The organism is Azospirillum sp. (genome assembly GCF_035627195.1).
Taxonomy (GTDB): domain Bacteria; phylum Pseudomonadota; class Alphaproteobacteria; order Azospirillales; family Azospirillaceae; genus Azospirillum.
In genome coordinates, this window is record NZ_DASPMG010000277.1 from 1 (window position 1) to 16,909 (window position 16,909).

Below are 16,909 nucleotides of genomic sequence, written 5' to 3' on the forward strand. Positions count from 1 at the left end.
GGTCCGGCGCCCGAAAAATCCCCCTCCCCCCGCGGGGACGGAGGGAGGGGGCAAGGGGGAAGCGCCCCCACCCACAGGGGCACCCCACGGACGCCTCGGAAACTCGATGAAACGGCACCCCGTAGGTTGGGTTGAGCCGCAGGCGAAAACCCAACGTGTTCGCCATGTCGGGCTATGTTGGGTTTTCGCTGACGCTCAACCCAACCTACGAAGCCTTGAAATCGGTCAGCGGACCTTCGGGTCCAGGCTGCCCGAACGGTAGCGCCTGGCCATCTCGGACAGCGGGATGGGCTTGATCTTCGACGCCTTGCCCGCCGTGCCGAACTGCTCGTAGCGCTGCTCGCACAGCGTCTGCATGGCGGCCATGGCGGGCTTCAGGAAGGCGCGGGGGTCGAATTCCGCCTTCTTCTGCGTGGCGATCTTGCGGAACTGGCCGGTCATCGCCATGCGGCAGTCGGTGTCGATGTTCACCTTGCGCACGCCGTACTTGATGCCGGCGACGATCTCCTCCACCGGCACGCCGAAGGTTTGCGGCATCTCGCCGCCGTATTCGTTGATGATGTCCTGCAGCTCCTGCGGGACGGAGGAGGAGCCGTGCATGACGAGGTGCGTATCGGGCAGCTTCTCGTGGATCCTGCGCACCACGTCCATGGCCAGGATGTCGCCGGTCGGCTTGCGGCTGAACTTGTAGGCACCGTGCGAGGTGCCCATGGCGATGGCCAGCGCGTCGACGCGGGTGAGCTTGACGAACTCCGCCGCCTGGTCGGGATCGGTGAGGAGGGCGGAGCGGTCGAGCTTGCCTTCGAACCCGTGCCCGTCCTCCGCCTCGCCATGGCCGGTCTCCAGGGAGCCGAGGCAGCCCAGCTCGCCCTCCACCGACACGCCCACCATGTGGGCCATGCTCGTCACGCGTTCGGTGACGGTGACGTTGTAGTCGTAGGTGGCGGGCGTCTTGGCGTCGGCCATCAGCGAGCCGTCCATCATGACGGAGGTGAAGCCGTTGGTGATGGCCGACAGGCAGGTGTCCACGTCGTTGCCGTGATCCTGGTGCATGCACACGGGGATGTCCGGGTACATCTCCACCGCACCCTCGATCAGCTTGCGCAGGATCTGGTCGCCGGCGTAGGAGCGGGCACCGCGGCTGGCCTGAAGAATGACGGGGCTGTCCGTCTTCCTCGCGGCGTTCATGATCGCCAGCAGCTGTTCCATGTTGTTGATGTTGAAGGCGGGCACGCCATAGCCGTGCTCGGCGGCGTGGTCGAGAAGCTGGCGCAGCGAAATCAGGGCCATCGGTCGTTTGCTCCCGGCTGTCTTTTCTAGAGGCGTTCGCGCACGGCGGCGGCGACGGCCTCGGGCGTGATGTCGAAGGTGCGGTAGAGCTGGTCGGCGGGCGCGGAGGCGCCGAAGCCGGTCATGCCGACGATGGCGCCGTCCTCGCCCACCCAGCGCTCCCAGCCGAAGGTGCCCAGCGCCTCGACGGCGACGCGCACGGTGCCGGGGCGCAGGACGGAACGGCGGTAATCGGCGTCCTGGCGGGCGAACAGCTCCCAGCTGGGCATGGAGACGACGGCGGTGGGGATGCCGTCGGCCTGCAACGCGGCGCGGGCGGCCATGGCGATCTCCACCTCCGAACCGGTGGCGAGCAGGGTGGCCTTGCGGTCTCCGTCGGCTTCGGCCAGGACGTAGGCGCCACGGGCGCAGCGATTCTCGTCGGTGTGGATGGTGCGCAGGGTGGGCAGGTTCTGGCGGGACAGGGCCAGCACGCTGGGGCCGGTCTCGTTTTCGAGCGCCAGCTGCCAGCACTCCGCCGTTTCCACCACGTCGGCCGGGCGGAAGACCAGCACGTTGGGCGTGGCGCGCAGCATGGCGACGTGCTCGATGGGCTGGTGCGTCGGGCCGTCCTCGCCCAGGCCGATGCTGTCGTGGGTGAGGACGTAGACGACGCGCAGGCCCATCAGCGCCGACATGCGGATGGCGTTGCGCATGTAGTCGCAGAACACCAGGAAGGTGCCGCCGTAGGGCACGAAGCCGCCGTGCAGCGCCAGCCCGTTCATCGCCGCCGCCATGCCGAACTCGCGCACACCGTAGTGGATGTAGCGGCCGGAGGCGTCGTCGGGGGTGACTGGCTTCGTCACCTTGGTGTGCGTCAGGTTGGAGTGGGTGAGGTCGGCCGAGCCGCCGATCAGCTCCGGGATGGCGACGGTCAGGTCCTCCAGCACGTCCTGCGACGCCTTGCGGGTGGCGACCTTCGGCGCTGCGGCGCTGACTTTGCGCTTGAAGGCGGTGACGGCGTCGGCCCAGCCCTCCGGCAGGGCGCCGGACAGCACGCGCTCGAACTCCGCGCGGCGGCCGCGGTCGAGGCGGCTCATGCGGTCGAGCCAGAGGGCGCGCTCGGCGGTGCCGCGGCGGCCGGCGGCGCGCCAAGCGTTCAGGACGGGGTCCGGCACCTCGAACGGGCCGGCGGTCCAGCCGAGCTTGGCGCGGGCGCCAGCGGTCTCTTCAGCGCCGAGCGGGGCGCCGTGCACCTTCTCGCTGCCGGCCTTGGTGGGGGCGCCGTAGCCGATGACGGTGCGGCAGGCGATCAGCGACGGCCGATCGGAGGCGCGGGCGACGGCGATCGCCTTGGCGACGGCGTCCGGGTCGTGGCCGTCGACGCGGCAGGCGGCCCAGCCGGCGGCCTCGAACCGCTTCAGCTGGTCTTCGGAAGTGGAGACGGAGGTGGCGCCGTCGATGGTGATGGCGTTGTCGTCCCACAGAACGATCAGCTTGGAGAGCTTCAGGTGCCCGGCCAGCGAGATCGCCTCCTGGCTCAGGCCTTCCATCAGGCAGCCGTCGCCGGCGATGACGTAGGTGTGATGGTCGACAATCTCCGCGCCGTAGCGGGCGGCCATCATCCGCTCCGCCAGCGCCATGCCGACGGCGTTGGCGAGGCCCTGGCCGAGCGGGCCGGTGGTGGTCTCCACGCCCAGGGTGTGGCCGTATTCCGGGTGGCCGGCGGTCTTGCTGCCCAACTGGCGGAAGCGCTTCAGCTGCTCCACGTCCATGTCCGGGTAGCCGGTCAGGTAGGTCAGCGCGTAGAGCAGCATGGAGCCGTGGCCGGCCGACAGCACGAAGCGGTCGCGGTCGGCCCAGTGCGGGGCGGTGGCGTCGAACTTCAGGAAGCGGGTGAACAGCACCGTGGCGACGTCGGCCATGCCCATCGGCATGCCGGGGTGGCCGGACTTGGCCGTCTCGATGGCGTCCACGGCCAGGAAACGGATGGCGTTGGCCATGTCGGCGTGCGTCGGCGCGGTGGCCGGCGCGGCGAGGGGGGCGAGAGCGGTGTCCATGGTTGTGGGTCCTTCTCGTCAGATGGCGTGCACGCCCATGGCGGCCTTGACCATGTGATAGGCGGTGAGGAGCTGGGTGAGCGCCAGCGGCGCGCTCTGCCCCTCGCGGTTGTCGGCGTCGGCGAAGCGGCCGACGCTGCGGCGCAGGTGGCTGGCTTCCGGCAGCAGGCGCCACAGCAGCTCCTCCACCCGGAAGGCGCGCTCGGGGCTGATGGCGCCGTCGATCTCCAGCACGTCCACCGGCTTGCCGTCGCGGTCGCGGCTCAGCTCCAGGTGGATGCCGGCCTGGCCGGCACCCTCCAGCAGCGGCGTCAGGTCGGGGTGCGGCAGGGTGGGGCGCAGGACGTGGCGGACGTTCAGGCGGGCGCCGGATTCCTGGTGGTTGTCGTCGGGCGGGTTGAAGGACACCACCACGTCGGCGAAGGTGCGCTGCGGGTGGATGAAGGCCGGGCTGTCCTCCCGCCGCTTCTCCAGCGAGTCCAGCACCTGTTCGCGGGTGTAGCCGCGCCGGGTGGTGTCGCGCTGCACCTTCCAGCGCACGCGCAGGTCTTCCTGCGGCTCCAGGTACAGCTTGACGTCGTAGCAGTCGCGCATGGCGCGGGTGGTGTAGCCCAGCAGCCCCTCCACCACGACGTATGGGCGCGGCTCGATGTACTGGGGGGCGTCCAACTCGCCGGTGTGGTGGTTGTAGACCGGCTTCAGGACCGGCTGGCCCTGGCGGAGCAGCTTCAGGTGCTGTTCCAGGATGTCGATGTGGTTGGCGCGCGGATCGAGGGCGGAAAGGCCGAGTGCCGCTCGCTCGCGCCGGGAATAGCGGTGGTAGTCGTCGGTGCAGATGGTGGCGACGCGCTCCGTGCCCAGGATGGCGGCGATGCCGTCGCTCAGCGTCGTCTTGCCCGACGCGCTGTCCCCGACGATGCCGAGGATCACGATGTCCTTGACGCGGTTGATCGGCATGGGTGCTGTTCCCGGACCATCGGTGGCTTCGATGGTTGGGAGCGTACGGAATGCGCTCCAGCCCCGGAACGCCCGGTGGGGCAGGGGGGTGAACTCTCCCGGGCGGGAAAAAACCTGCCCGGTCGGGCAGGCTAGCCGATGGGGTGGGATTCAAACGTCGGGCCGCGCGTGCGCCAAGCGCCAGCGCGGCCCGACAACGGAAACCGGAAACGTTACGCGTGCTGGCGGCGCGACATGGAGAGCGCCACCGCCTGCGCGCGGTTGCCGACGCTGAGCTTGTCGTACAGGTTCTTCAGGTGGAACTTCACCGTGTGCACGGAGATGCCCAGATCACGCGCGAGCTGCGCGTTGGTGCGGCCGGAGGTGAGCGATTCCAGCAGCATGCGCTCGCGCATGGTCAGGCGGGTGAGCGGGTCGTCGGCCAGCGTGGCGACGTCGACGAAGGGGAAGGCCATGCGCCCGGCCGCCACCGCGCCGCAGACGTCGAGCAGCCGTTCCGGCGGTTCCGCCTTGCTGCAGAAGCCGGCGGCGCCCAGCATCATGGCCTGGCGCGAGGCGGTGGCGTCGCTGGTGCCGGTGTGGACGACGATGCGCGGGCCGCCGGCGCGGCCCTTCAGGCGCTCCAGCACGCCGCGGCCGCTGACGAACGGCATCTCCCAGCCGATGACGCCGACGTGGAAGGGGAAGCGCCGGCAGGCTTCCAGGAAGCGCTCGCCGTCGCTCGCGGTGGCGAGCAGGTTGAAGCGCTCATCCTCTTCGAAAAGCCTGACCAACGCCCGCAAGACCAGCGGGCTCTTATCCGCAACAACGATCTCTATGGTTGACATGGCGCGCCTGGGAACCTCCTCCGGGGTGGAACTTGTCCTCTGGCTCCTGCTCTCCGGCAGGTTGCGTTCGTCCGACACGGCCGAGTCTTGATATACGACATTCTGTTCGGCGCACAAATTAGAATATCCTTATATCGCATGAGACTTTGGTCGGAAAGCGCGCGGCCGGGGTGCCCTGACCGAAGGAAGCGGCGGCTTGGGGCGCGCTCGGGCGGCGGCAAGTGCTGCAAATCGTCGCAGGCATGGCGGGCCTGAAACGCAAAACGCCCTTCCCCCGGTAGGGGAAGGGCGTTCCGTATATCGATCGACGTGGATGTTGGGTTTTCGGCTTTGCCTCAACCCAACCTACGACGTTCCCGTGGTTGGTCCCGTAGGTTGGGTTGAGCGCAGCGAAAACCCAACGGCAGCCGTCCCGGCCTCAGTGCGACAGCAGCACCGGCAGCGGGGCGGAGCGCAGGACGTGGCGGGTGCCGCTGCCGCGGTGCAGGTACGGGAAGGTGTAGTGCCCGTGCGCACCCATCACTAGGAGGTCGGCGCCGAGGTCGACCGCCTGGGCCAGCAGCGCGTCCATGGCGCCGATGTCGCTGACCGTGAAGTGCGTCTGCTCGGCCTTCACGCCGTGCAGGCGCAGGTGGTCGGCCAGCTGGATGCGGCTGCTGTCGCCGGACTGGGCCGAGGCCTGCGTCAGCACGGTGATCACCGTCACCTCGCTGGCCTGCGTCAGGAACGGAATGGCGTCGGCCAGGGCGCGGGACGCCTCGCGCTCGGCGTTCCAGGCGACGACGACGCGCTTGCCGATGTGCGGGAACAGGCCGGCGTAGGGCACGACCAGCACCGGGCGGCCGGCGTTCAGCACCACCTGCTCAGCCAACTCCTCCGGTGCCGCACCTTCCGCCTGATCGCGGTCGTACTGGCTGAGGATCGTCAGGTCGGCGAAGCGCGACCAGATGATGGTCTCGCGGATGACGTGGTTGTACTCGCCGTGCGCCAGCGCGTGCCATTCGGACGGAACGCCGGCTTCCTGCGTCTTGGTGCGGAACAGCGCCTCCGACTTGGCGGCGGCCTGCGCCAGGTGGTCGCTGGGCCGGCGGGCCACGACGCTGGTGGCGATGCGGTCGGGCTGGGCGAACAGACCGCGCAGGAACGCGCCGTGCTGCTTCGCCAGCGCGATCGCGGCGTTGAGGCGTGACTCGACGTTCGAACTGGAGTCGAGGTGGACCAGGATGTGCTTCAGCGGCATGGTGGCCGTTTCTCCCTGCGTGCATTGGTGCGGCGCCCGCCCCCCGGCCAGCGGCACCCGCTACGCCCCCATATTGCCACGAACTGTGGGGGGAACGAACAGCGCAAAGTGTCCGGCGGGGAAGCGAAACGCCTCCCCGCCGGTTCGCACGCTTACTTCTTCACCATCGGGCACTGGCTTTCGGACAGCGGCATGAACGCTTCCTCGGCCGGGATGGTGCGGACGATCTTGTAGTAATCCCACGGACCCTTCGAATCGGCGGGCTTCTTCACCTGGGCCAGGTACATGTCGTGCACCATGCGGCCATCCTCGCGGATGCGGCCGTTGCGGGCGAAGAAGTCCTCGACCTTGGTCTCCTTCATCGCCTTGATGACGGTGGCGGTGTCGTCGCTGCCCTTGGCCTCGACCGCCTTGAAGTAGTGCATCAGCGAGGAATAGACGCCGGCCTGCACCATCGTCGGCATCTTGCCGGTCTTGGCGTGGAAGCGCTTCGACCACTCGCGGGTCTTGTCGTCCATGTCCCAGTAGAAGCCGGTGGTCAGCATCAGCCCCTGCGCCGTTTGCAGGCCCAGCGAGTGGATGTCGGTGAGGAACACCAGCAGGCCGGCCAGCTTCTGCCCGGACTGGGTGATGCCGAACTCCGACGCCGCCTTGATGGCGTTGGTGGTGTCGGCGCCGGCGTTGGCGAGGCCGATGATCTGCGCGCCCGAGCCCTGGGCCTGCAAGAGGAAGGAGGAGAAGTCCTGCGCCGGGAACGGATGCTTCACGGCACCCTTCACCTCGCCGCCGCTGGCCTTGACGACCTTGGCCACGTCGTCCTGCAGGTTCTGGCCGAAGGCGTAGTCGGCGGTGAGGAAGAACCAGCTCTTGCCGCCCTCCTGCACCACGGCCTTGCCGGTGCCGTTGGCCATGGCGTAGGTGTCGTAGGTCCAGTGCACGCCGCCCGGGAAGCAGTCCTGGTTGGTGATGCGCGAGGACGCGGTGCCCGACACCAGGCTGATCTTGTTGGCCTGCTTGGCGATGGCGTTGACGGCGAGTGCGACGGAGGTGGTCACCAACTCGGCGAAGACGTCGACCTTCTCGACGTCGATCCACTCGCGCGCCTTGTTGGACGCGATGTCCGGCTTGTTCTGGTGGTCGGCGGTCAGCAGGACGACCGGCTTGCCGGCGACCTTGCCGCCGACGTCGTCGATGGCCATCTGCGCCGCGGCGATGGCGCCCGGCCCGGCGATGTCGGAATAGGTGCCGGTCATGTCGGTCAGCAGGCCGATCTTGACCGCGTTGTCCGAGATCTCGGCGTTGGCCGTGCCGGCCATCATGGCGCAGGCGGCGGCGCCGCAGGCGAGCGTCTTCAGGAAGCGCATTCGGGTTTCCTCCTCGGTATCCGGTGTCGTCGGCCTTGGCTGCGGCCGCTTCGTGGTCGGCCGCAGCATGGCGAAGGACTCTTGCGGAAGTGCGTCGGAAATGTAGCCAATTGTAACAGGGCGGTTTGCCGTCCGTGCCCAACCGCTTACAATAGCGTGCGGGGCGCGTGGGGCGTACGGGGCGTGTAGCGAAGGCGGGGGCATGCAGGGGGAGGGGGAGGACGATGCGGCGCGCCGGCTGGCGCTGCTCCAGGCCGGGCTCGACCACATCGACCAGGGGTTCACGGTGATCGACGCCGATCTGCGGCTGGTCGGCTGGAACGAGCGGTTCCTGTCGCTGCTGGAATTTCCGGCGGCGATGGCGCGCGTCGGCACGCCGTTCGCCGACTTCATGCGCTTCAACGCCGAGCGCGGGGAGTACGGCCCCGGCGACGTGGAAACGCTGGTGGCGGAGCGGGTGCGGGCGGCGGCCGAGTTCCGGCCGCACGCCTTCGAGCGCGAACGCCCGAACGGCCGGATCATCGCGGTGCGCGGCACGCCGCTGCCCGGCCGCGGCTTCGTCACCATCTACACCGACGTGACGGAGCAGCGCCGGCACGAACGCCTGATCCTGGAGCGCAACGAGGAACTGGACCGCCGCGTGCGCGAGCGAACGGCGGAGCTGGAATCGACGCGCGAGCGGCTGCGCCTGATCACCGACGCGGTGCCCGCCAACATCGCCTACATCGACCGCGGCGGCGTCTACCGCTTCGCCAACCGCGGCTATGCGGACTGGTTCGGCCACACCAAGGACTCGATCCTCGGCCGCACGGTGGAGGAGGTGCTGGGCCCCGCGCTGTTCGCCGTGATCGGCCACCAGCTGGAACGCGCGGCGACGGGGCGGCGCGTCAGCTACGAATACACCATGGAACAGCCTGGCCGCGGGCGCGTCCACGCGCACAGCGACATCGTGCCGGAATACGACGAGGCGGGCGCGGTCGTCGGCTTCTTCGTCCTGTCCTCCGACGTGACCGAGCAGAAGCGGACGGAAACGGCGCTGATCCACGCGCAGAAGATGGAGGCGGTGGGCAAGCTGACCGGCGGTCTGGCGCACGACTTCAACAATCTGCTGACCATCGTCATCGGCAACCTCGCGGCGCTGCGCGACCGGCTGGATGGCCGGTTTGAAGGCGGCGTGGCGGACGCAGAGGCGGTGCGCGACGGGCTGGAGCCGGCGCTGCGGGCGGCCCGGCGGGGGGCCGACATCACGCGACGGCTGCTCGCCTTCTCCCGCCGCCAGCCGCTGGAGCCGCGCCCGGTGGAGGTGGACCGGCTGGTGCGCGGCACGGTCGGCCTGCTGCAACGCTCCCTTCCCCCCGCCATCGCGATCCGCGTCGAGGATCCCGCCACGCCGCCGGTGGCGGAGGTGGACCCGCACCAGTTGGAGAACGCCCTGCTGAACCTCGCCTTCAATGCCCGCGACGCCATGCCCGGCGGCGGGTGCCTGACCTTCGCCACCGACACCGTGGAGCTGGATCCACCGGCGGCCGGGGAGGCGGAGGTCGCCCCCGGCGCCTACGTGCGCATCACCGTCGCCGACACCGGCCTGGGCATGGACGAGGCGACGCTGGAACAGGCGTTCGAGCCGTTCTTCACCAGCAAGGGGTTGGGGGCCGGCAGCGGGCTGGGGCTGTCGCAGGTCTATGGCTTCGTCAAGCAGTCGGGCGGCGGCATCCGCATGGACAGCGCGCCGGGTGCGGGGACGACGGCCACCCTGCTGCTGCCGCTCAGCCACCGCGCGGTGGTGCCGCCCGGGCCGAAGCCTGCGGCGCCCGCCCCGTGCGCGTCGGGCGAGCGGCGGCTGGTGCTGCTGGTGGAGGACGACGCGGAGGTGCGGCGGGTCATCCGCCGGCAGCTCGTCGACCTGGGCCATCTGGTGGTGGAGGCCGACAGCGGGGCGGAGGCAGCGCGCCTGCTGGACGCGGCACCGGAGGTGGCGGTGCTGGTGTCCGACGTGATGATGCCCGGCGGCCTGGGCGGGCGGGAACTGGCGGCGCTGGCGCGCGCGAAGCGGCCGGACCTGCGCGTCGTCCTCATCAGCGGCTATGCCGACGGGATGGAGGGCGGCGACACGCCGATCCTGCACAAGCCCTTCACCCGCGACGACCTTGCCGCCGCCATTGGGGCCGCCGCCATCGGGGCCGCCATCGCAGAGGCACGGGTATGACGGAAACCGGAAGGCCGCTGGTCTACGTGGTGGAGGACGAGGCGGACATCGGCGACCTGATCCGCACCACGCTCGCCGGCTACGGCTACGAGGCGGAACATGTGCGCACGGGGGCCGAGCTGACGCGGCGGTTGCGGGCGCGCGTGCCGGCGCTGTGCATCGTCGATTTGGGCCTGCCGGACGTGGACGGGCTGCAGCTGGTGCGCGACCTGCAGGAGCGGGCGGGCTGCGCCATCCTGATCCTCACCGGGCGCCAGCACGTCGCCGACCGCATCCTGGGCCTGGAGCTTGGCGCCGACGACTACATGGTGAAGCCGTTCGAGCCGCGCGAGCTGGTGGCGCGCGTGCGCAGCATCCTGCGCCGCCTGGGGCGCGCCGCCGACGCTGTCGAGGCGCCAGCGCCGTCGGTTGCGCGCTTCGAGGGTTGGACCTTCGAGCCGGCGCGCAACCGCCTGCTTGACCCGGCCGGGCAGGAGGTGGCGCTGAGCACCGCCGAGACGCGCCTGCTGGAGGCCTTCGTGCGCAGCCCGAACCGCATCCTGTCGCGCGACCAACTGTTGCAGGAGCGCGACCTGGAACCGCTTGACCGCTCCATCGACGTGCGCATCTCGCGCCTTCGCCGCAAGCTGGGCGAGGACCCCAGCAGCCCGCGGCTGATCAAGACGATCTACGGCGCGGGGTACATGTTCTCGGTGGACGTTGGGTGGTGTTGACCGCGTGGTGCCGGTGCCGAATGCCGAACCCGGTCACGTCGGGTTTGTGAAGAACAGCATGCTGGTCTTGCATTCCGGGCAGTCGCGATAAAATCTCTCTCCGTCCTTACGAATTTTCTCTTTGTGCCCGGCGTTAAGGCAATTCAGCTTCAAGGCGGAGTTGCCCCCGCACGCGCTGCATTTGAAGTAGTAGCCGTACTTCCCGTACTGGATCTTGACGGCGGTGCTGCTGCAGCACCGGCACCTGTGCTGCGCATCAAGCTCGGGCTCAAGCCGGGGAGCCGGCGGCTGAGGCTCGATCCGGGGGGCCGGTGGCCGGGCGTCAAATCGCGGAGCCGCCGGCACCGCACTGGTTGTCACCGGCGGGCGCGTCACGGCGTCCGGCACGCAGGCTTCCACGCTTTTCAACCCGAACCGGGTTGCATAATCGACGGATGCGGGCCTGTGCAGGGCGACGAGCTTATGCCCGATCATTTCCAGCGTCTCGCTGGATATAGCGCGCATGATGCTTCCAAGGTTTGAGAGCATGCCGTCGTTGTCGGATTGCTTTGATATGGTGTTCTGAAGGACATCGGCCTTAACGATGCGGCTCGAGTCGAAATTTTTCGGCCGGTCGATCCTCACTTTCGGGTCCACGGCGATAAAGGAATGAAGTGTCGGCTGCATCCGGACGCCCAATCGTTTCGGCTCGCCGATCTGTTCGAAGGCCTTTTTCAGAACGGCAATATGGCGCTCGTTCTGGGCAATCGGCGATGGCATGCCTTCGTAGGTCTTTTTATAATCGTTCCACCGGAGGAATTCTCCGTCTTCTGTGATTTTTATTCCCGCGTGCGTTGTTTTGGTTTCTATGACGTAAACATTCATATGGCGATTGATGATTAAATGATCAATCTGCGCTGAAAATCCATCGATTTCCAAGCGTAGATCGTGTATGACGGCGTAATTCTTGGAATTCTTGTATGCAAAGTCGATATAATAGGCCGCGCCGTTTTCACCCTTGATGCCGGCGCGCAATGAGCGCAGCTCCTGATCGATTCTGTCGCGCCGATCAGCTGGCGCTACGGTCAGAAGTCTTGACAGTTCGGCAATTTGAGGTTCCCGGTCGTCAAAATTCTTCAGTATCATGCTATCGTATTCGCCAAGAGTGAAACTCAAACGCGTATATCATTGTGCAATGTCGGAGTCAAATACGCCTCATTAACGCCTATGCTCAGCGAATGCTGATTGCATCCCTTTCGAATCCACCAAGCATTTCAAGGAACCGAACCAAGCGAGGTTCAGTTCAGGACCGCTCGCCAGCGCCTTGGGTCGGCCAACAACCAATCCAGGGGCCGCGATCCAGACATGCGCCGAGCACACAAAAAAAGGCCCGCCGTCGTCGGGCGGGCCTTCCAGTTCTGACATCAGCGAGAATGACTCCTTGGCGTCACCGTTGATATGGGCCCCCGAACGCGCAGGCGCAAAAGTGGATCGGGGGTAATCCCGTCGTCATAGGGGGTCATGTTCCCGTCCGCCATTGCGGCTCCGGCTCGGCGACCAGCGCCTCGCGGACGGCGTCGTCGACGCGTTCCAGCCAGACGAAGCGCAGCGTATCGCGCACCGCCGCCGGGATGTCGTCGTAGTCCTTGCGGTTGCGGGCCGGCAGCAGGACGGTGGTGACGCCGGCGCGCTGCGCCGCCACCACCTTCTCCCTGATGCCGCCCACCGGCAGGACGAGGCCGCGCAGGCTGATCTCCCCCGTCATTGCCGTGCCGGAGCGGATGCAGCGCCCGGTCAGCAGCGACACCAGCGCCATGAACATGGCGACACCGGCCGACGGCCCGTCCTTCGGGATGGCGCCGGCCGGCACGTGCACGTGGATGTCCGACCGCTCGAAGGATTCCGCGGCGACGCCCAGGTCGCGCCAGCGCGTCTTGACGAGGCTCAGCGCCGCCTGCGCGCTCTCCTTCATCACGTCGCCCAGCTGGCCGGTGAGGATCAGCTTGCCGGAGCCGGGGAAGCGGGTAGCCTCGATGAACAGGATGTCGCCGCCCACCGGCGTCCAGGCCAGCCCCGTCACCACGCCGGGCACGCTGGTGCGCATGGCGACCTCGTTCTCGAAGCGGGGCGGACCCAGGATCTCGTGCACTTCGGCCGGACCGATGTCCAGCCCGGCCGTGTCGCCCTCGGCGATGCGGATGGCGGCGTTGCGGCAGACGGCGCCGACCTGCCGCTCCAGCCCGCGGTTGCCGGCCTCGCGCGTGTAGTCGCGGATGATCGTGCGCAGGGCGTCGTCGCCGATGGAGAAGGACGCACCCGTCAGGCCGTTGGCCGCGATCTGCCGGGGCACGAGGTAGCGCCGGGCGATCTCCAGCTTCTCGTCCTCGGTGTAGCCGGCCAGCTCGATCACCTCCATGCGGTCGCGGAGCGGACCGGGGATGGCATCCAGCACGTTGGCGGTGGCGATGAACATCACCTTCGACAGGTCGAACGGCACGCCCAGGTAGTTGTCGCGGAAGGTGGCGTTCTGCTCGGGATCCAGCACCTCCAGCAGGGCGGCCGACGGGTCGCCGCGCGCGCCCTGGCCCAGCTTGTCGACCTCGTCCAGCATCATCACGCAGTCGCGCGTGCCGGCCTTGCGGATGCTCTGCACCACGTTGCCGGGCAGGGATCCCACGTAGGTGCGGCGGTGGCCGCGAATCTCCGATTCGTCGTGCACGCCGCCCAGGCTGACGCGCGCGAAGGCGCGCCCGGTCGCCCGCGCGATGGACTGGCCGAGCGAGGTCTTGCCCACCCCCGGCGGGCCGACGAAGCAGAGGATCGGGCTCCTGCCCTCCGGGTTCAGCTTGCGCACCGCCAGGAATTCCAGGATGCGGCGCTTCACCTTCTCCAGCCCGAAGTGGTCCTCGTCCAGGATGCGGCGCGCCCCGGCGACGTCGATGCGGCCCTCGGACAGGCGGTTCCACGGCAGCTCGATCAGCCAGTCCAGGTAGGTGCGGACCATGGAGTACTCGGCCGCCGCCTCGGGCATGCGCTCCAGGCGGCGCAGCTCCTTCTCCGCCTGTTCGCGCACCTCGTCGGGCATGCCGGCCTTGGCTATGGCGTCCTGCAGCTCGGCCACCTCGGCCTGCCGGGCCTCGTCGCCTTCGCCGAGTTCCTTCTGGATGGTGCGCAGCTGTTCGCGCAGCAGGAACTCGCGCTGGCGCTCGTCCATGGTCTCGCGGGTGCGTTCGCGGATGTCGCGGGACAGGCGCAGCACCTCGATCCGGTTGGCCAGCAGGCGCGCCACCCGCTCCAGCCGCTCCCCCATCCCGAAGGTCTCCAGGATCTCCTGCTTCTCGGCCGGCTTCAGGTCCATGTAGGCGGCCGTCATGTCGGCCAGCTCGGCGGCGGACTCGATGTTCTGCACCGCCGTCAGCAGCTCCTGCGGCACCTGGGGCAGGAGCTGGAGCGCCTCCAGCGCTTGGTCGCGCAGGTGCAGGAAGGCGGCGCGGATCTCCGGCGTGTCGGGCTCGGCTTCCTCCACCGCCTCGACGCGGGCGGCGAGGAACGGGTAGCCGTCCAGCCATTTGGTGATGCGGAAGCGCTGGCGCCCCTGGCAGACGAGGTGATGCTGCCCGTCTGGCGTGGTGACGTAGCGCAGGACGTTGCCGGTGCAGCCGACGCCGTGCATGTCGGCGCCGGTCGGCTCCTCCACCGTCTCGTCGCGCTGGAGCACGACGCCGATGGGGCGCCCGGCGCGCGCCGCCTCCTGCGCGGCGGCGACGGAGCGGCGGCGGCCGACGGTCACCGGCATGACGACGCCGGGGAACAGGACGAGGTTGCGCACGGCGATGATCGGCACCGCGTCGTCCGGCAGGAACGTTTCGGGCGTTTCGGGTGATTCGGTCATGACGGCCTCCCTCAGCCCAGCTTGCGCAGGGCGAGCACGAGGCAGCCGGCGACCAGTTCGGTCCTGGTCACCTCGCAGGCGCCGGCCGGCAACTCGACGCGGCGCTCGAAACGGCCGTGCGGGATCTCCATGCGGTGGATGGCGCCGGTGCGCGGGCAGGGCAGGGTGCGTTCGCCGGCAAGGCGCAGCACGCCGTGTTCCACCGCCACCTCCACCTGTCCGGCCAGCACGCCCGGCAGGGCGGCGACGACGAGGACTTCCGCCGCCGTCTCGTAGACGTCGACGGGCGGGGTCCAGGTGGCGCATGCCGCGTTCGGCCGGCCGGGCCGGAAGAACTGGCGGTGCAACCGCTCGGCCCGGTCGAGAAGCTCGACGGCCTCCGCCCACATCCAGGACCCGGAATCGCGACGCGACGGCATGCACCCTCCTTCTTTTTTGTCTTTTCCGTTGGCCTTTTCCTATCCCCCCGTTGGGGCGGCGGGTTCAGGCGGCGCCGCCCGACTCCTCGCCGGAACCCGGCGCCCTCTTGCGTCCGCGCACCGTCTTGGGCGTTCCGCGGACCACCGGGCCGGGCGCGGGCGGCTGCGCCGCGGCGGCGTCCAGGGCGGCGGGTGCCGCCGCTTCCTCCTCCGCCTCCAGCTCGCGCCGGGCCTGCTCCCAATGGGCGTCCTGCCGCCCTTCGGGACAGCCCTCGCGCTCCCAGATCTCGTGCGCGCGCCGGCGGATGCGTTCGTCGTCCATGGCGGTGTCTCGCGGAAGGACCGCAGGCGAAATGCCCCCGGTACGATGGCGCGCGGCAGGGTTCCCGGCGTCCGGCCACGGCATGGCCTTCAGCCGCGGCCACACCGCGGTGTTGGACTAGAACAGCGTGGATATGCGGGTGGCGCAACGCGCCGGGTGTGATCGTCCGTCAGTCCCACCGCCCGGACCGTCGGGGTACCGCCATGGCGATTGGGGAGATGCCGTCACAAAGGCGAGCGCCGCGCGGATGCCGCGGGCGCTCGCATTCACCAGGATGGCTCGCAATAAGTCCGAAACACGCGGGACTGTACGCCATGTCGTCGCGGCCGGCGTTCCGCCATGGCATGCACGTCGTGTTGGTTTCAATTCTACGGCACGACAAAACCAATATGGGTCCCGTCGGGCCGGAATCAAGCGCCGGCGGGAACGCCGGGGTGCATAGCCTGTTTGAGCGGCGCATCCGTCCGGAATCCGTGAGGAAGCCATGCCCGTGCATCTGAAGCCGATCGAAGAGCAGGTCATCGTCATCACCGGGGCGACGAGCGGTATCGGGCTGGTCACCGCCCGCATGGCCGCGGCGCAGGGCGCGCACGTCGTGCTGGCGGCCCGCGACCGCGACGCGCTGGCCCAGGTGGCGGAGGAGATCCGGCACGACGGCGGCACCGCCGTGCACTGCGTCGCCGACGTGGCGGACGAGGAGGCGATGCGCCGCGTCGCCGACACCGCCATCCGCGCCTTCGGCGGATTCGACACCTGGGTGAACAACGCCGGCGTGTCGATCTACGGCCGCATCGAGGAGATCTCGATGGAGGACCACCGCCGCCTGTTCGAGACGAATTACTGGGGCACGGTGATCGGCTCGCTGGTGGCACTGCGCCACCTGCGCCAGCACGGCGGGGCGCTGATCAACGTCGGCAGCGTGGTGTCGGAACGCGCGATCCCGCTCCAGGGCCCCTATTCGGCCACCAAGCACGCGGTGAAGGGCTTTACCGACGCGCTGCGGATGGAGGTGGAGACGGACGGCGCCCCGGTGTCCGTCTCCCTGATCAAGCCGGCGACCATCGACACCCAGTTCGAGGAGCATGGCAAGAACACCATGGACAGCGAGCCGGTGAACCCGCCGCCGGTCTATGCGCCGGAACTGGTGGCCCAGGCCATCCTGCACGCCGCCCAGACGCCGGTGCGCGACCTGATCGTCGGCGGCTCCGGCAAGCTGTTCCAGTGGGGCGAGCGCTACATGCCGCGCCTGACCGACCGCGTGATGGAGCGGTTCGTCACCCGCTACCAGCGCTCCGGCGGACCGCGCCAGGAACACGGCGACAGCCTGTGGCACCCCTCCGGCCACGACCACGAGGAGCGTGCCGGGCGTCATTCCTTCGTGCGCGAGACCAGCGTCTACACCCAGGCGCAGATGCACCCGTGGGTGACCACGGCCGTGTTCGCCGGACTGGGCGCGCTGGCGGTCGCGGCCTACGCCGGCAAGCTGCCGACCGGCCGCCGCCGCCAGCCGATGCGCCTCCTGGAGGACAAGCGGGCCCGGCGCGGCTACACCCGCCGCAGCGACGTGGAGGAGTTCGGCCACAACGCCAAGCCGGCCGAACAGGCGGCCGCGGAAGGGACGGTTACCTTCGCGCGGTGAGAAGAAAAAGCCCCTCTCCCTT

The 16,909-nt window shown here is 68.9% G+C and carries 13 protein-coding genes; 3 read left to right on the top strand and 10 right to left on the bottom strand.

Translation table 11 applies throughout. The annotated features are described in order from the left end of the window. Positions 1-225: 225 nt before the first annotated feature. From fba to VED21_RS25555, 6 genes are all read right to left on the bottom strand, one after another. Positions 226-1,290 carry a class II fructose-bisphosphate aldolase gene (gene fba / locus VED21_RS25530; protein WP_324887350.1) on the bottom strand — a complete coding sequence of 355 codons (1,065 nt, stop codon included), beginning with the start codon at positions 1,288-1,290 and terminating at the stop codon, positions 226-228. Between the two features lie 26 nt (positions 1,291-1,316). Then, positions 1,317-3,329, bottom strand: coding sequence for a transketolase (gene tkt, locus VED21_RS25535; RefSeq protein WP_324887352.1), 2,013 nt, complete (start codon positions 3,327-3,329; stop codon positions 1,317-1,319). 18 nt (positions 3,330-3,347) lie between these two features. After that, entirely contained in the window at positions 3,348-4,286 is a 939-nt protein-coding gene (locus tag VED21_RS25540) for a phosphoribulokinase (protein WP_324887354.1), read from the bottom strand. 212 nt (positions 4,287-4,498) lie between these two features. Beyond that, positions 4,499-5,113 carry a response regulator transcription factor gene (locus VED21_RS25545; RefSeq protein WP_324887356.1) on the bottom strand — a complete coding sequence of 205 codons (615 nt, stop codon included), beginning with the start codon at positions 5,111-5,113 and terminating at the stop codon, positions 4,499-4,501. 418 nt (positions 5,114-5,531) lie between these two features. Beyond that, positions 5,532-6,353 carry a universal stress protein gene (locus VED21_RS25550; RefSeq protein WP_324887358.1) on the bottom strand — a complete coding sequence of 274 codons (822 nt, stop codon included), beginning with the start codon at positions 6,351-6,353 and terminating at the stop codon, positions 5,532-5,534. 152 nt (positions 6,354-6,505) lie between these two features. Further along, entirely contained in the window at positions 6,506-7,717 is a 1,212-nt protein-coding gene (locus tag VED21_RS25555) for an ABC transporter substrate-binding protein (protein WP_324887360.1), read from the bottom strand. Positions 7,718-7,919: 202 nt separating this feature from the next. Here VED21_RS25555 and VED21_RS25560 point away from each other — a divergent pair, with 202 nt between their 5' ends. Both VED21_RS25560 and VED21_RS25565 read left to right on the top strand, forming a co-directional pair. After that, the gene (locus VED21_RS25560) at positions 7,920-9,923 is read left to right on the top strand and encodes a PAS-domain containing protein (protein WP_324887362.1); all 2,004 of its coding nucleotides are present in this window, start codon (positions 7,920-7,922) and stop codon (positions 9,921-9,923) included. Further along, on the top strand, positions 9,920-10,636 hold the full coding sequence (locus tag VED21_RS25565; RefSeq protein ID WP_324887364.1) for a response regulator transcription factor: 717 nt from the start codon (positions 9,920-9,922) through the stop codon (positions 10,634-10,636). Before VED21_RS25560 ends, VED21_RS25565 begins: the two co-directional genes overlap by 4 nt. 33 nt (positions 10,637-10,669) lie before the next feature. On the opposite strand, the gene VED21_RS25570 is transcribed toward VED21_RS25565, so the two are convergent. From VED21_RS25570 to VED21_RS25585, 4 genes are all read right to left on the bottom strand, one after another. Beyond that, on the bottom strand, positions 10,670-11,761 hold the full coding sequence (locus tag VED21_RS25570) for a nuclease-related domain-containing protein (RefSeq protein WP_324887366.1): 1,092 nt from the start codon (positions 11,759-11,761) through the stop codon (positions 10,670-10,672). A gap of 373 nt (positions 11,762-12,134) precedes the next feature. Further along, entirely contained in the window at positions 12,135-14,507 is a 2,373-nt protein-coding gene (gene lon / locus VED21_RS25575; RefSeq protein WP_324887368.1) for an endopeptidase La, read from the bottom strand. Between the two features lie 11 nt (positions 14,508-14,518). After that, positions 14,519-14,926 carry an Hsp20/alpha crystallin family protein gene (locus VED21_RS25580; RefSeq protein ID WP_324887370.1) on the bottom strand — a complete coding sequence of 136 codons (408 nt, stop codon included), beginning with the start codon at positions 14,924-14,926 and terminating at the stop codon, positions 14,519-14,521. Positions 14,927-14,990: 64 nt separating this feature from the next. Next, positions 14,991-15,248, bottom strand: a complete 258-nt coding sequence (locus tag VED21_RS25585) for a DUF2934 domain-containing protein (protein WP_324887372.1) — start codon at positions 15,246-15,248, stop codon at positions 14,991-14,993. A 484-nt stretch (positions 15,249-15,732) separates the two neighbouring features. On the opposite strand from VED21_RS25585, the gene VED21_RS25590 reads away from it, so the two are divergent. Further along, positions 15,733-16,887, top strand: a complete 1,155-nt coding sequence (locus tag VED21_RS25590) for an SDR family oxidoreductase (RefSeq protein ID WP_324887374.1) — start codon at positions 15,733-15,735, stop codon at positions 16,885-16,887. The last annotated feature ends 22 nt before the right edge of the window (positions 16,888-16,909 follow it).

What these genes read in the sequence shown, in the direction of transcription:
- VED21_RS25585 (WP_324887372.1), bottom strand. Translation starts at nt 15,248, where the DNA reads ATGGACGACGAACGCATCCGCCGGCGCGCGCACGAGATCTGGGAGCGC.
- VED21_RS25540 (WP_324887354.1), bottom strand. Translation starts at nt 4,286, where the DNA reads ATGCCGATCAACCGCGTCAAGGACATCGTGATCCTCGGCATCGTCGGG.
- VED21_RS25565 (WP_324887364.1), top strand. Translation starts at nt 9,920, where the DNA reads ATGACGGAAACCGGAAGGCCGCTGGTCTACGTGGTGGAGGACGAGGCG.
- VED21_RS25550 (WP_324887358.1), bottom strand. Translation starts at nt 6,353, where the DNA reads ATGCCGCTGAAGCACATCCTGGTCCACCTCGACTCCAGTTCGAACGTC.
- VED21_RS25560 (WP_324887362.1), top strand. Translation starts at nt 7,920, where the DNA reads ATGCAGGGGGAGGGGGAGGACGATGCGGCGCGCCGGCTGGCGCTGCTC.
- VED21_RS25570 (WP_324887366.1), bottom strand. Translation starts at nt 11,761, where the DNA reads ATGATACTGAAGAATTTTGACGACCGGGAACCTCAAATTGCCGAACTG.
- VED21_RS25580 (WP_324887370.1), bottom strand. Translation starts at nt 14,926, where the DNA reads ATGCCGTCGCGTCGCGATTCCGGGTCCTGGATGTGGGCGGAGGCCGTC.
- lon (WP_324887368.1), bottom strand. Translation starts at nt 14,507, where the DNA reads ATGACCGAATCACCCGAAACGCCCGAAACGTTCCTGCCGGACGACGCG.
- fba (WP_324887350.1), bottom strand. Translation starts at nt 1,290, where the DNA reads ATGGCCCTGATTTCGCTGCGCCAGCTTCTCGACCACGCCGCCGAGCAC.
- tkt (WP_324887352.1), bottom strand. Translation starts at nt 3,329, where the DNA reads ATGGACACCGCTCTCGCCCCCCTCGCCGCGCCGGCCACCGCGCCGACG.
- VED21_RS25545 (WP_324887356.1), bottom strand. Translation starts at nt 5,113, where the DNA reads ATGTCAACCATAGAGATCGTTGTTGCGGATAAGAGCCCGCTGGTCTTG.
- VED21_RS25555 (WP_324887360.1), bottom strand. Translation starts at nt 7,717, where the DNA reads ATGCGCTTCCTGAAGACGCTCGCCTGCGGCGCCGCCGCCTGCGCCATG.
- VED21_RS25590 (WP_324887374.1), top strand. Translation starts at nt 15,733, where the DNA reads ATGCCCGTGCATCTGAAGCCGATCGAAGAGCAGGTCATCGTCATCACC.